13 protein-coding genes are annotated in these 14,428 nt (G+C 63.6%); 6 read left to right on the top strand and 7 right to left on the bottom strand.

The genetic code is table 11. The annotated features are described in order from the left end of the window. Positions 1–74: 74 nt before the first annotated feature. The gene (gene kynA, locus X727_RS153600) at positions 75–911 is read right to left on the bottom strand and encodes a tryptophan 2,3-dioxygenase (protein WP_027049448.1); all 837 of its coding nucleotides are present in this window, start codon (positions 909–911) and stop codon (positions 75–77) included. Then, positions 908–2,533, bottom strand: coding sequence for an AMP-binding protein (locus X727_RS153605; RefSeq protein ID WP_023671045.1), 1,626 nt, complete (start codon positions 2,531–2,533; stop codon positions 908–910). Before X727_RS153605 ends, kynA begins: the two co-directional genes overlap by 4 nt. 166 nt (positions 2,534–2,699) lie before the next feature. On the opposite strand from X727_RS153605, the gene X727_RS153610 reads away from it, so the two are divergent. Next, a complete protein-coding gene (locus tag X727_RS153610) occupies positions 2,700–3,530 on the top strand; it encodes an alpha/beta hydrolase (protein WP_023671046.1) in 831 nt (276 codons plus the stop codon). A 45-nt stretch (positions 3,531–3,575) separates the two neighbouring features. Here X727_RS153610 and glp read toward each other — a convergent pair whose 3' ends face one another. Genes glp through X727_RS153635 form a run of 5 tightly spaced genes read right to left on the bottom strand, consistent with a single transcriptional unit; the run spans position 3,576 to position 9,020 of the window. Then, a complete protein-coding gene (gene glp, locus X727_RS153615; RefSeq protein WP_023671047.1) occupies positions 3,576–4,781 on the bottom strand; it encodes a gephyrin-like molybdotransferase Glp in 1,206 nt (401 codons plus the stop codon). Beyond that, complete coding sequence (gene moaC, locus X727_RS153620) at positions 4,782–5,264, bottom strand: cyclic pyranopterin monophosphate synthase MoaC (protein ID WP_023671048.1); 483 nt, start codon at positions 5,262–5,264, stop codon at positions 4,782–4,784. Between the two features lie 2 nt (positions 5,265–5,266). Further along, positions 5,267–6,079 (bottom strand): indole-3-glycerol phosphate synthase TrpC, encoded by an 813-nt coding sequence (gene trpC, locus X727_RS153625; RefSeq protein WP_023671049.1) that lies wholly within the window; start codon positions 6,077–6,079, stop codon positions 5,267–5,269. 3 nt (positions 6,080–6,082) lie between these two features. Next, the gene (trpD, locus tag X727_RS153630; RefSeq protein ID WP_023712346.1) at positions 6,083–7,093 is read right to left on the bottom strand and encodes an anthranilate phosphoribosyltransferase; all 1,011 of its coding nucleotides are present in this window, start codon (positions 7,091–7,093) and stop codon (positions 6,083–6,085) included. A gap of 31 nt (positions 7,094–7,124) precedes the next feature. Continuing rightward, positions 7,125–9,020: a peptidyl-prolyl cis-trans isomerase gene (locus tag X727_RS153635; RefSeq protein ID WP_023712345.1), complete on the bottom strand. Its 1,896-nt coding sequence runs from the start codon at positions 9,018–9,020 to the stop codon at positions 7,125–7,127. A 147-nt stretch (positions 9,021–9,167) separates the two neighbouring features. On the opposite strand from X727_RS153635, the gene tpiA reads away from it, so the two are divergent. From tpiA to X727_RS0133805, 5 genes are all read left to right on the top strand, one after another. Continuing rightward, positions 9,168–9,938, top strand: a complete 771-nt coding sequence (tpiA, locus tag X727_RS153640) for a triose-phosphate isomerase (protein WP_023754858.1) — start codon at positions 9,168–9,170, stop codon at positions 9,936–9,938. Between the two features lie 196 nt (positions 9,939–10,134). Continuing rightward, the gene (secG, locus tag X727_RS153645) at positions 10,135–10,623 is read left to right on the top strand and encodes a preprotein translocase subunit SecG (protein WP_023724397.1); all 489 of its coding nucleotides are present in this window, start codon (positions 10,135–10,137) and stop codon (positions 10,621–10,623) included. 201 nt (positions 10,624–10,824) lie between these two features. Further along, positions 10,825–11,934, top strand: coding sequence for a L,D-transpeptidase (locus X727_RS153650; RefSeq protein WP_023834106.1), 1,110 nt, complete (start codon positions 10,825–10,827; stop codon positions 11,932–11,934). A 154-nt stretch (positions 11,935–12,088) separates the two neighbouring features. Then, positions 12,089–13,792: a CTP synthase gene (locus X727_RS153655; RefSeq protein ID WP_081726099.1), complete on the top strand. Its 1,704-nt coding sequence runs from the start codon at positions 12,089–12,091 to the stop codon at positions 13,790–13,792. Positions 13,793–13,807: 15 nt separating this feature from the next. Next, positions 13,808–14,344, top strand: coding sequence for a DUF1697 domain-containing protein (locus X727_RS0133805; protein ID WP_031204181.1), 537 nt, complete (start codon positions 13,808–13,810; stop codon positions 14,342–14,344). The last annotated feature ends 84 nt before the right edge of the window (positions 14,345–14,428 follow it).

Genomic DNA, 14,428 nt, shown 5'->3' with positions numbered 1-14,428 from the left:
GCGGTTTTCCGTCCGAAATTGCGTCAACCAAAGAGCTAGAGCATTTCGCCGTTTCCGTTAAACGGTGAAATGCTCTAGAGCCGGGTGCGGACCGTCCAGAGCTCCGGAAACAGCACGACCTCCAGCATCTTCTTCAGATAGGAGGCGCCTGAGGTGCCGCCCGTGCCGCGCTTCAAGCCGATGATGCGCTCGACCGTGGTGACGTGGTTGAAGCGCCAGCGGCGGAAATAATCCTCGAAGTCGACCAGCTTCTCGGCCAGTTCGTAGAGCATCCAGTAGCGCTGCGGGTCGCGGTAGACGGTTTGCCAGGCAGCCAGCACTTCTTCGTTCTCGACGCGCGTCTCGCGCCAGTCCGTGCGACTGGCGTCGGCGCCGATGTCGAAGCCATTGCGCGCCAAAAGCAGAAGCGCCTCATCATAGAGCGACGGCGTGGCCAGGATGGCTTCCAGCCTGTCCGTAAGGTCGGGCCGGTGCTTGTGCGGCCCGAGCATGGCAAGGTTGCGGTTGCCGGCCATGAACTCGATAGCGCGGTACTGCCACGACTGGAAGCCCGAGGATTGGCCGAGCGCGTCGCGAAACTCGGTGTATTCGCTTGGCGTCATCGTGCGCAGCACGTCCCAGGCATTGTTGAGCTGCTCGAAGATGCGCGCGACGCGAGACAGCATCTTGAAGCTCGGTTCGAGGCGGTCGGCGCGGATAGAGCGGATCGCGGCGCCGATCTCGTGTAAAGCGAGCTTCATCCACAATTCCGATGTCTGATGCTGGATGATGAACAGCATCTCGTCATGGGCCGAAGACAGCGGCGCCTGCGCATCGAGCACCTTGTCCAGCTGCAGATAGTCGCTGTAGGACATCCGCTCCTTGAACGACATCTGCGCGCCATCGGACGCCGGATCGTGCGGCTTAATCAATTGCTCTTCTCCGCGCGCAACCGGAAGCGCTGGATCTTGCCGGTCTGGGTTTTGGGCAAGGCGTCGATGAACTTCACCGAACGCGGATATTTGTAGGGCGCGATCGTTGCCTTGACGTGGTCCTGCAGGCGTTTGACGGTCAATGCGTCCGGCGAAACACCTTGCACAAGCACGATATGCGCCTCGACGATCTGGCCGCGTTCACCGTCCTCGGCGCCGGTCACCGCGCATTCGGCGACGTCGGGATGCGAGAGCAGCGCCGCTTCGACCTCGGGGCCGGCGATGTTGTAGCCGGCGCTGACGATCATGTCGTCGGAACGCGCGGCGAAGTGGAAGAAGCCATCCTCGTCCTGCGTGAACGTATCGCCGGTGAGATTCCAGCCGTCGCGGACATAGTCCTTTTGCCTGGCATCGGCCATGTAGCGGCAGCCGGTCGGGCCGCGCACCGCCAGCCGGCCAGTAGAGCCGCGCGGCAACTCCCGCATCTCGTCATCGACGATGCGTGCCTGATAGCCGCCGACGGGTTTGCCTGTGGAGGCCGGCTTCATGTCGTCGAAGCGGTTGGAGATGAAGATATGCAGCATCTCGGTGGCGCCGATCCCATCGAGGATCGGCTTGCCGGTCTTCTCAGTCCATTCCTCGAAGACAGGCGCCGGCAGCGTCTCGCCCGCCGAAACCGCGACGCGCAGCGAGGACAGGTCAGCGCCTTGATCCATGGCCTTGAGCATGGCCCGATAGGCGGTTGGAGCGGTGAAGGAAATGGTCGCTTTGTAGGTCTCGATGATGTGGATCATGTTGGGTGGCGTCGCCTGTTCCAGCAACGTCGCCGCGGCGCCGAAACGCAGCGGGAAGATGGCGAGCCCGCCAAGACCGAAGGTAAAGGCAAGGGGCGGGGAGCCGACGAAGATGTCGTCGGGCGTCACCTCCAGGATTTCGCGGGCATAGGCGTCGGCGACGATCAGCAGGTCGCGGTGGAAATGCATCGTCGCCTTCGGCACGCCGGTGGTGCCGGAGGTGAAGCCGAGCAGGGCGACATCGTCGCGGCCGGTGTTGACGGCAGTGAAGGTGACCGGCTTGTCGAGGGCGGCGCGGTCGAGTTCCGCGTCATGGTTGGCCGTGCCGTCGAAGCCAATGACCTGCTTGAGATACGCACTGCCCTTGGCGCAGGCGGTCATCTCGTCCATCAGCCTTGTATCGCAAAGCGCAACCGTGATTTCCGCCTTGTCGACGATCTTGGCGAGTTCGCCGGCGCGCAGCATCGGCATGGTGTTGACGACCACCGCGCCAACCTTGGTGGCGGCCAGCCAACAGGCGACCATGGCCGGGTTGTTGGCCGAGCGGATCAGCACCCGGTTGCCCGGCTTGACGCCATAATTCTCGACCAGGGCATGGGCGAGCCTGTTGGTCCAGTCGGACAGTTCCTTGTAGGTGCGGCGGCGGCCATTGCCGATCAGCGCGGTGTGGTCGCCGAACCCTTTTTCGACCAGCCTGTCGGTCAATTCGACGCCGGCATTTATGTGGTCGGGATAGTCGAAGCCGTCGAGCAAAAACTCCGGCCATTGCTCCGGCGGCGGCAGGTTGTCGCGCGTGAATGTGTCGATATGCGCTGATGGCCCAAGCATTTTCGGCTGCCCCTGTCTGCCTCGCGCCCATGGCTGAACAAGGCGCAGGATCGCACCAGTCGAAATTTGTTTCAAGCCTAAAATGTTTTTAGGTCGCAGCATTGACGCCGCCCTGTTCGGCGGCCATTCCTGTCGACTGAACTGAAGCCATCCGGGAGGGATGCAGATGCTCCAACATCGTGTTGCCGATTGGGACAATGCCTACGCCAACGGCGACAACATTGCCGGCAGCAATCGCTGGCCGGCCGCGTGGGACACACCGGCACAGGCTTTTCGCGACACAATGTCGGCGTCCGGTCGGGCCAAGCTCGACATCGCCTATGGCGACAGCCCGCGCAACAGGCTCGATCTGTTCCTTCCCGATGTCATGCCCAAAGGGCTCGTCGTCTTCATCCATGGCGGTTACTGGAAGGCGTTCGACAACAAGCCATGGTCGCATCTGGCCAACGGCGCGGTTGCCAATGGCTTTGCCGTGGCAATGCCGACTTACACGCTTTGTCCCGACATACGCATTTCCGGCATCGTTAGGGAAATCGCGGCGGCGATCGGCAAGGCGGCGACGATGGTCGGCGGGCCGGTGATCCTGACCGGGCATTCCGCCGGCGGCCATCTCGCCTCCAGGATGGTGACGACAACGACACCCCTGGCCGCCGATGTGGCGGGCCGCGTGCGCAATGTCGTCTCGATCTCCGGCGTCCATGACCTGCGGCCAATCATGCGGACGGGGATGAACGCGACACTGGCCATCGATGAAGCGGAAGCACTGGCCGAAAGCCCGGTTCTGCTGCGCCCCATGCAGGGCGCGCGCATCACCTGCTGGGCCGGCGGCGGCGAGCGGGCGGAGTTCCTGCGCCAGAATGCGCTGCTTGCCAACATCTGGATCGGCCTCGGCGCCACGACCAGCACAGTGGTCGAGCCGGACCGGCATCATTTCAGCATCGTCGACGGGCTTGCCGATCCGACACATCCGCTGACGCGGACATTGCTGGCGGAGTAACAACCAGTCTTATCTCTTGGAATTAACGGCTTGGATCCGCGACCTTCAGCGCAACATCAGAACGCTGCAAGCAGCGCCTGCTTCTGCCGCCGGAGCGAAGGGCTCGCGCACGATCAGGCCGTTGGCGTCGGCCAGCATTCTCAGCATCGAGGAATCCTGGATGCCGAATGGTGTCGCCACCAATGCGCCGGCTTCTTCCCGGACCACGGCGCGCACATAGTCTTGCCTTAGATCATTGGCCGGCATCGCGGCGCCAAGCTGAGCCTGGCGGATGTCCTGCCGGTGGGGACGGCCGCCGAGCTGCGCCAATAGCGGCTTCAGGAACAATTGCGAGCAGACCAGGCTCGCCACCGGATTGCCGGGCAGGCCGATGCACCTGATATCGCCCAGCCGCCCGAACATCAGCGGCTTGCCCGGGCGCATGGCGAGCTTCCAGAAGTCGAGGTTCATGCCTTCGCCGGTCAGCACGTCATGAACGAGATCATGGTCGCCGACCGAGGCGCCGCCGAGCGTGACGATGACGTCGGCTTTCGCATCGACCGCCTTTTTCACCAGCGCCGCGATCGCTTCCTTGCGATCGGCCGCTATACCGAGATCGAGCGCGCGAGCGCCGACCGACTGCGCCACAGCAGCGACGCCATAGGCGTTGGACGAGATGATCTGGGCGGGGCCAGGTTCGCTGCCCGGTGGCAGCAATTCGTCGCCGGTGGCGATGATGGCGACCAGCGGCCGTTGCACCACGTTCAACCGGGGATGATTGGCCGACGCCGCCAGCGACAATGCAGCCGGATCGAGCACGCGGCCTTTCTCCAGCAGCACGTCGCCTTGGGCAAAATCCAGTCCAAGGCGGCGGATGTTGCGGTTCTTCGCCGTCGGTTCGGTGACCTCGATCCGGCCACCGCCGAGATCGCGAACATTTTCCTGGATGACGATCGTGTCTGCGCCTTCAGGCAGCGGCGCGCCGGTGAAGACGCGCACGGCCTCGGATTTACCCACTGTGCCGTCAAAGCCTCGCCCTGCGGGCGCCATTCCGATCACCGAAAGCCGCGCCGGGGCCGACGCCACATCCTGCGCCCGTGCGGCATAGCCGTCCATGGCAGATGCATTGAAAGGCGGCTGGGTACGCAGCGCCACGACCGGCTCCGCCAGCACCCGGCCGGCCGCATCCGCCAGCGCGACCCTTTCACCGGGCAACGCCACAGCGCCGTCGAGTAGGCGTTGAAGCGCCTCGGCGACCGGAACCAGCGCCATTTACGAACCCGCCTTGTAGTCGCCGGACTTGCCGCCGGTCTTTTCCACCAGCTGTATACCGGAAATCACCATGGCGCGGTCGACCGCCTTGGCCATGTCGTAAATGGTCAGGCACGCGACAGATGCCGCGGTCAGCGCCTCCATCTCGACCCCGGTCTTGCCGGTGACGCGGGCGAGCGCGGTGACCCTAAGGCCGGGCAGCGTGGTGTCCGGTTCGATGTCGACCGACACCTTGGTCAAAAGCAGCGGATGGCAGAGCGGAATCAGCTCATGCGTCTTCTTGGCCGCCATGATGCCGGCAATGCGCGCGGTACCCAGCACATCGCCCTTCTTGGCGTCGCCGTCGAGGATCATCTTCAGGGTTTCGGCCCGCATCGAGACAAAGCCCTCGGCGACCGCCGTGCGCGTCGTCTCCGCCTTCTCGCCGACATCGACCATGTTGGCCTCGCCCTTGGCGCCGAGATGGGTGAGGGCGGCTGCCATCCTCAGATGGCCTCTGCTTTCGCCTTGCCTGTCAAAAGCAGCCGCGTTGCCGCAGCGACATCCTCTTGCCGCATCAGGCTCTCGCCGACGAGGAAGGTGCTGATGCCGGTCTTTTGCATCCTGAAGCAATCGTCGTGGGTGAAAATTCCGCTCTCGCTGACCAGCAATCGGCCGCCCGGCACCATCGATGCCAGCCGTTCCGAGGTCTCGAGGCTGGTCTCGAATGTTCTGAGATTGCGGTTGTTGATGCCGATCAGCTGCGACGAGAGTTTTACCGCGCGCTGCGTCTCGGCCTCGTCATGCACCTCGATCAGCGCGTCCATGCCGAGTTCGAACGCGGTCGCTTCCAATTCGCTCGCCAAGGCATCATCGACGCTGGCCATGATGATCAGGATGGCATCGGCGCCCCATGCGCGAGCCTCGTAGACTTGATAAGGGTCGAACAGGAAATCCTTGCGCAGCGCGGGCAGGGACACTGCCTTCCGTGCACTGATGAGAAATTCCGGCGCGCCCTGGAAGGATGGCGCATCGGTCAGCACCGAAAGACAGGCGGCACCGCCTTTCTCATAGGCCTGCGCCAGTGCGGGCGGGTCGAAATCGGCGCGGATCAAGCCTTTGGATGGGCTTGCCTTTTTGATCTCGGCGATCAGGCCGAAGCTGCCCGATCTGCGCTTCGCCTCAAGCGCCCTCAGAAAGCCACGCGGTGCGTCGGCATCCTTGGCTCGCGCCTTGATCTCGGCCAACGGTATACGCGCCTTCGCCGCCGCGATCTCGTCCCGCTTGTAGGCCTCGATCTTGCGCAGAATGTCAGCCACGGCTCATCCGTTCGAAATCTCGACCAGCCTGTCGAGCACGCCCAGCGCCCGGCCGCTGTCAATGGCCTGTGTGGCCGCGGCCATGCCGTCGGCAAGCGTCGTCGCCTTGCCGGCCACCACCATGCCGGCGCCGGCGTTCATCAGCACCGTATCGCGATAGGCCCCGGCAGCACCTCTCAGCATGTCGCGCAACGCCGTGGCATTGTAGGCGGCGTCGCCGCCGCGCAACTCGTCCTTGGTGTGGCGCTGCAGGCCGACGGCTTCCGGGGTGAGCGTGAAATGGCGGATCTCGCCGCCGGCCAATTCCGCCACCTGCGTTTCGCCGGTGGTGGTGATTTCGTCATAGCCATCCCCATGGACCACCCAGGCATGCTCGGTGCCCAACGCCTTCAATGTCTCGGCCACCGGCACGATCCATTCCGGCAGGAACACGCCGACCATCTGCCTGCTGACGCCGGCCGGATTGGACAGCGGTCCGAGCAGGTTGAAGATGGTGCGCGTGCCGAGCTCGACGCGGGTCGGGCCGACATGCTTCATCGCCGGGTGGTGCGCCGGCGCGAACATGAAGCCGACGCCGGCCTCCTGGATGCAGCGGCCGATCACCTCTGGCGGGATATCGATCTTGACGCCGAGCGCGACCAGCACATCGGCGGCGCCCGTCAGCGACGACAGGCCGCGATTGCCGTGCTTGGCGACCGGCACGCCGCAGCCGGCAATGACGAAGGCCGAAGCGGTCGAGATGTTGACTGAATGCGAATTGTCGCCGCCCGTGCCGACAATGTCGATGGCGCCCTCAGGAGCTTCGACGCGCAGCATCTTGGCACGCATGGTGGCGACGGCGCCGGAAATCTCGCTCACGGTCTCCCCGCGCACGCGCAACGCCATCAGGAAGCCGCCGATCTGGCCCGGCGTCGCGTCGCCAGACATGATGATGTCGAAAGCTTCGCGCGCTTCCTCGAAGGTAAGCCCGGTTCCCGTGGCGACCTTCGCGATATGGGTCTTCAGGGCGCTCATTGGGCCAAGACGTTCATTGGGCTAAGGCCATTCATTGGGCGAGGGCTTGGGCAACGGCGGCCTGGTCGACGCTGACGGCGTACTGCGTCTGCAACTGCGCCACCAGCTGGTCGAGCAGATCGTCGGACATGCCTTGCGTGAAGGATTTTTGCGCATCGTCGGGTACCGAGCTGGCGTCGGCTCCGGCCGGCTCGAACACTTCGGCGACCTTGAACAGGATCTGGCCGTCGCCGGTGGGCGAGGGGATCAGCCCGGTGCCGCCTTCGCCGACGCCGAACATCGCAGCAGCACCCTCCTTGCCGAAATCGACATCGTCGGCCTCGCGCTTCACGCCGCGCTTGGTCTGCTTTTCAAGCTTCAGTTCGCCGGCGATGACGTCGAGTGTGGTGCCAGCCTTGAGGCGCTTGTCGAGTTCGTCTGCTTTCGCGGTCAGCCGCTTGGTCGTTTCCTCTGTCGTCCAGTCCGCCACCACGCGCTGGCGGACTTCGTCCAGCGTGCGGTCGCGAGCCGGCGTGATCGATGTCAGTTCATAGAACACGAAGCCGTTGTTAGGCGTGGTCAGGGCTTGATTCTCGGTGTTGGGCTCGGCCTCGAACACCGCCTTGATGAGGTCCGGCGATGCCGGCAGGTCCTTGATGATGGTCCCGTCCGGCCTGAGGCCGGTGCGGTCGATGGCCTCGACGGTGACGTCCTTGAGCTTCAGTTTGGCGGCGGCTTCGGCCAGCGTGCTGCCGGCGGCGCGGGTGTCTTCGTAATTGTCGTGCACGTCGAGCAGGATGCGGCTTGCTTCGCCAAGCGCCAGATCCTTGCGGATCTGGTCTGACACTTCCGCCAGCGGCTTCACCGTTTCCGGTTTGATCTCGGTGACGCGCAAAAGCACCGGACCGAACGCGCCCTGGACGACCGGGCTGACTTCGTTGACGGCTAGCGCGAATGCGGCATCGGCGACCGCCTTGTCGGTGATCTTGTCCTTGGAGAGCGTGCCGAGCAGCGTGTCGGCCGGGGTCTTGCCCTGCGCGGTGACGATCTTGTCGAAAGTGGCGCCCGTCTTCAGCGAATCGGATGCCGCCTTGGCGGCGTCCGCGGAAGGAAACACCAGCTGTTCGATGGTGCGCATTTCCGGCGTGGTGTAGCGGCCCTTGTTCTTGTTGTAGTCGTCGCTGACCTGCTGGTCGGTCACGGCGCTGACATCCATGATGTCTTCGGGCTCGAGCCGGACATAGGAGAATTTGCGGTATTCTGGCGCCGCGTAGGTTTTCTTGTTGGACTCGAAATAAGCCTGAAGCACGCTGTCGGAGGGGGCCTCGATCGGTTCGACCAACGCCTTTGGCAAGATCAGATAGTCGATGGTGCGGTCTTCGCCCCGATAGAGCGCAACTGCCTTGAAGAAGGTGTCCGGAGCCTTGAGGCCGTCCGAAACCGCTTCGACGATCTGCTGGCGCACCGCCACCTGAGCCCGGTTCTTCAGATAATCCTCCGGCCGCATTCCCAGTTCGCGCAGCCGGGATTCGAACAGCCGGCGGTCGAACTGGCCATTCGGGCCCTGGAAGGCGGGTTCCTGCCGCGTCAGTTCGGCCAGCCTGTCCTTGGAGAAGCCAAGCCCGAGCTTGCGCGCCTGTTCGTCGAGGACGGCGCCGGACACCAACTGAGCCAGCACCTGGTTGTCGATGCCATAGGCCTTGGCCTGGTCGCGGCTGATGCGTTGGCCGATCTGCTGCTGCAGCATAGCGATCTGGCGATCATAGGCGAGGCGGTACTCGGTGATCGAGACGGTGGTGCTGCCGGCGGTGATCACCGCATGATGGCCAGCCAGGAAGCCGCCCGTCATCCGCGTGGTGACGCCCCAAGCAAGGAAACTCAACACCAGCAGCGATAGCAGGGCTTTCGCGACCCAGGTCCCTGCCGCGCTTCTCAATATACCAAGCATTGTTACTTCCGATTTTTGCGCAGTTTTGCGTGCGCCCGAGTCTGAAACAAGCGCAATAGCGCCCTTCCGGCTCACTGTCGATTGCTTTGTGGCCTGATTTTGATAGGGAGGGCGAGACCCCAATGTCGCCCGGAGAACCAGATCCCCATGACGCCAGGAATTCGACCGCTCGTTGCCGGCAACTGGAAAATGAACGGCACCAGCGCTTCGCTGAACGAGCTCAGGATGATCGGCAACGGCTTCATGAGCGGGCTCGACGCAGAGACCGAAGCATTGGTCTGCGTGCCGGCGACCTTGCTGTCGCGCGCCGTCGAAATCCTGTCGCGCACGCCGGTGCGGGCCGGTGGCGAGGACTGCCACATCAAGGAAAGCGGCGCCTTCACCGGCTGTGTCTCAGCCGAGATGCTGAAGGATGCGGGCGCCAGCCACGTCATTGTCGGCCATTCCGAGTGCCGCGAACAGCGCAGCGAGGACGATGCCATCGTCCTCGCCAAGGCCTCGGCGGCGTGGCGGGCAGGGCTCGTCGCCATCATCTGCATCGGCGAGACCAAGGCCGAGCGCGAAGCGGGCACAGCACTCGACGTGTTGTCGCGGCAGGTCGCCGGCTCGGTGCCACCGAGCGCAACGCCCGCCAACACCGTTATCGCCTACGAGCCGGTATGGGCTATCGGCACCGGCCTGACGCCGACCGCCGAAGACGTGGCGGAGGCGCACGCGAATATCCGCCAAAAACTGGCGGAAGCGCTCGGCGCAGCCGTGGCCGGCAAGATGCGCATCCTCTATGGCGGCTCGGTCAAGGCGTCCAACGCGGTCGAACTGCTGGGCGTCAAAAACGTCGACGGCGCGCTGGTTGGCGGCGCCAGCTTGAAGGCGTCCGACTTTCTCGCCATCGCCGAGGCATACCAGAATATCGCGTAGGCCCCGGAATTTCGTTGCCGACCAGTTCCGTCATCGACTTATGAACGCAGCAGTTCGGCGGAAATCGTTGCAAAGGGCGCATTGCTTCCCATATTCCGGCCACGGGCTTGGAAATGCCGTTAAAGCATTGTATGGAGCCGCCTCCAAATCACCGGCCCTGATCGCCAGGGAGCGGCAGGGCTTGCCAGGATAAAATATGGAAACCGTACTGATCGTCATCCACCTCATGGTCGTGCTCGCCCTTGTCGGCGTGGTGCTGCTGCAACGCTCCGAAGGCGGTGGTCTCGGCATTGGCGGCGGTTCCGGTTTCATGACCGCGCGTGGCGCCGCCAATGCGCTGACGCGGGCGACGGCGATCCTGGCCGCGGCCTTCTTCGTGACGTCGCTGACACTCTCGATCGTTGCCCGCTATGGCGAAAAACCGATCGACATTCTCGACCGCGTGCCGGCCGACAGCGGCAACGGCGTGCTCAATCAGTTGCCCGGCACGACGGCGCCGACGCCGCCTTCGGGCAACACCGCACCGGCCGCGCCCGCGGCCAACGGCGCCGCCACCACGCCGCCCGCCACCACGGCCCCGGCGACGGCTCCATCTCCGGCGACGCCACCTGCAACCGATTCGGCTGCGCCGCCGGCTACCAATGGCGTTACCTTGCCGGTCACGCCGCAGGTTCCGAACCAGTAGTCGGTAGGGTCGGATGCCGCGATCTGTTGTTGTTTCAACACAGTCGCGGCAAATGGCACACGATCACGAAGATTCGACCGCACCCCGTGCTTGAGGCCCGTACGCCACTTCGATTATAGATTGCCGGCGGCACTTTCTGCGCCCTTGGGGGGCGCCGGGCGACGCCGTGGGCAACAAGCATTGAACGATCGGATCTTCGCCATGCAGCTTCGCAGCTTCATTTTCATGGGGTTTTGTGCCGTATTCGGCATGAGCTCCGCGGTCTTCGCCGGCACTCCGGCAATGACCTCACCGCAGGCGGTTGGCAAAACCGCTGTCATCAACGTCGCCGCCAAGAGCGATGCGACGCAGCTGAAGCTTCTCAAGAAGAAGAAAAACCCGAGCCCGGATGATCTGGCTCAGATCAGCAAGCTCGAAGACAAGATCGCCGCCGACAGGGATCTCGCCCGCGTCAAGGCGCTCGAGGCCCGCAAGCTGGCGATGCGCGATGCGGCGAAAGCCAGGGCCGATGCCCAGCGCCAGGCGTTCCTGGCAAGCAAGGGCAAGCCGGTCGTGGCTGCCGACGCCAAGCCAGGCAAGAAGACCACCAAGATCATCGCTCCGGTTGACCCGATCGAGCCAATCGAATCGGCTGAACCGCTTCCGGCCGAAGCGATGAATATCGCGCTGACCGGCAACAATGGCGAATTGCGCAGCGAGGCCCCAGGCCAGAAGCCGACGAGCGGCGGACTGTTCGCCGGCCTGTTCGGCGGCACGTCCTCTGCCTCGTCGATTGCCTATCTCCCCGAAACGCGCGCGCTCGACCAGGCTCTCGCCAAGCGGCAAGCCAAGAAGCAGTTCAAGGTGAAGCCGGAATTCGTGCCGCAGGACGTCGAATTCAGCGGCTATGAGCCGGGTACGATCGTCATCGATACCAGCGCGCGCCGCCTCTACCTCGTCGAATCGGCTTTCACCGCCCGCCGCTATGCGATCGCGGTCGGCCGCGAAGGCCTGCAGTTCAAGGGCAAGGTTGCCGTTGGCGACAAGCAGGAATGGCCGCGCTGGATCCCGACGCTCGACATGCAGAAGCGCGAACCCAAGCATTACGGCCAGTACAAGGACGGCATGCCCGGCGGCGGCCAGAACCCGCTCGGCGCCCGCGCCATCTATCTCTACGACGGCAAGAAGGACACGCATCTGCGCATCCACGGCACCATCGCGCCGCAGTCGATCGGAACCAGCGCTTCCAATGGCTGCTTCCGCATGATCAACGAGCACGTCATGGACCTCTACAGCCGCGTCAGGGTCGGCACCAAGGTCGTCATCATCTGACGCTTTCACAAACCTGCCGAAAGGGCCGGCTTTTGCCGGCCCTTTTGTTTTGACCAAAACACCAGTCTCGAACCTCGGGACTATCGCGCCTTCTCTGGAAAAAGCCTCAGCGGCGGTTTTTTCTCTGGCGGAATCAATTCGGCCGCGTTAAGCGATGACTCCCATGGCGCGATATGTATTCATCACAGGCGGCGTGGTTTCCTCACTTGGAAAAGGCATCGCTGCAGCTGCCCTTGGGGCTCTCTTGCAGGCGCGAGGCTATCGCGCACGCATCAAAAAGCTCGATCCCTATCTCAATGTCGATCCCGGAACGATGTCGCCTTACCAGCATGGCGAGGTTTTCGTCACAGATGACGGCGCCGAGACCGATCTCGATCTTGGCCATTACGAGCGCTTCACCGGCCGCTCGGCCAACCAGCAGGACAACATCACCACCGGCCGCATCTACAAGAACATCATCGAGCGCGAACGGCGCGGCGACTATCTCGGTGCCACCGTGCAGGTCATTCCGCATGTCACCGACGAGATCAAGAATTTCGTGCTCGACGGCAATGACGACTATGATTTCGTGCTGTGCGAGATCGGCGGCACGGTTGGCGATATCGAGGCGATGCCGTTTCTCGAGGCGATCCGCCAGCTCGGCAACGATCTGCCGCGCAACAACGCCGTCTATGTCCACCTGACCTTGATGCCTTACATCCCCACGGCCGGCGAGCTGAAGACCAAGCCGACCCAGCATTCGGTCAAGGAATTGCGCGGCATCGGCATCGCGCCCGATATCCTGCTGGTCCGCGCCGACCGCGCCATCCCCAAGGAAGAGCGCAGAAAACTGTCGCTGTTCTGCAATGTGCGCGAAAGTGCCGTCATCCAGGCGCTCGACGTGCCCCACATCTATGACGTGCCGATGGCTTACCACAAGGAAGGGCTCGATTCGGAAGTGCTGGCCGCCTTCGGTATCGATCCGGCGCCGAAGCCGCGCATGGAGCCTTGGCAGGCCGTGTCCAACCGCATCCACAATCCGGAGGGCGAGGTGACGATTGCCATCGTCGGCAAATACACCGGCCTCAAGGATGCCTACAAATCGCTGATCGAGGCTTTGTCGCATGGCGGCATGGCCAACCGCGTCAAGGTCAAGCTCGACTGGATCGAGAGCGAGATTTTCGAGAAGGAAGACCCCACGCCGTGGCTGGAAAAGGTGCATGGCATCCTGGTGCCCGGCGGCTTCGGCGAGCGCGGCTCGGAAGGCAAGATCCTGGCGGCGAAATTCGCCCGCGAGCGCAAGGTGCCGTATTTCGGCATCTGCTTCGGCATGCAGATGGCCTGCATCGAGGCAGCGCGCTCGCTGGCCGGCGTCGAACACGCCTCGTCAACCGAATTCGGTCCGACCGACGAGCCGGTCGTCGGCCTGATGACCGAATGGCTGAAAGGCAACATGCTGGAGAAGCGCCGCGAAACCGGCGATCTCGGCGGCACCATGCGGCTCGGCGCCTATCAGGCTGAACNGGAGAAGCGCCGCGAAACCGGCGATCTCGGCGGCACCATGCGGCTCGGCGCCTATCAGGCTGAACTCGCCAAGGGTTCGAAGATCGCCGACATCTATGGCGACACCCAGATTTCCGAGCGCCATCGCCACCGCTACGAGGTCAACATCGACTACAAGGAGCGGCTTGAGGATTGCGGCCTGGTGTTTGCCGGCATGTCGCCCGACGGTGTGCTGCCGGAAACGGTCGAATATCCCGACCATCCCTGGTTTATCGGCGTCCAGTATCACCCGGAGCTGAAGAGCCGGCCGCTCGAGCCGCATCCCCTGTTCGCCAGCTTCATCTCGGCCGCGGTGGACCAGTCGCGGCTGGTATAAGCAGGCCGCGTTGCCATGCAAACCTATGTTGCGCTGCTCTACAGCATTATCCTCGGCGAAGGCCGCCGGGTCGTCATGGCCGACCTCAAGGCGATGGCAGAACAGCTTGGGCTGAAGAACCCGCGCACCCTGGTGGCGACCGGCAATCTGGTCTTCGAGACACGGGCGACTGGTATCGCCAAGCTGGAACAGCGGCTGGAAACGGCCTTCGAAAAAACCTTCGGCCGCAATGTCGTCATCATCGTGCGCACTGCCGAGGATTGGCTGAAACTTGCCGCCGGCAACCCATTCCCGGGCGACTCTGCCGAGGCAGGCGATCAGGTGGCTGTGCGGGTGATGCGCAAGCCAGCACCAGCGGATGGTGTGGCCGCGCTCCAGGCCTATGCCGCGGAGGACGAGAAGGTGGCTTCGGTCAACGGTGACATCTGGGTCGTCTTTTCGCGCGAGCGGCCAAGCTCGCGGCTGCTCGCTGCCATGAACCACAAGCGCATGGGCATCGGCACCGCACGCAACTGGAACACGGTGCGGAGGTTGGCTGAGATGGTGGAGTAGGGAGTAGGGAGTAGGGAGTAGGGAGTAGGGAGTAGGGAGTAGGGAGTAGGGGTTATACTATTCCCTACTGGCTACTGACTACTC

The sequence above is a fragment of the Mesorhizobium sp. L103C105A0 genome (assembly GCF_000502215.1).
GTDB lineage: Bacteria > Pseudomonadota > Alphaproteobacteria > Rhizobiales > Rhizobiaceae > Mesorhizobium.
Note: the sequence above shows the minus strand (reverse complement) of the source record. Positions and strands in the feature narration are given on the sequence as shown.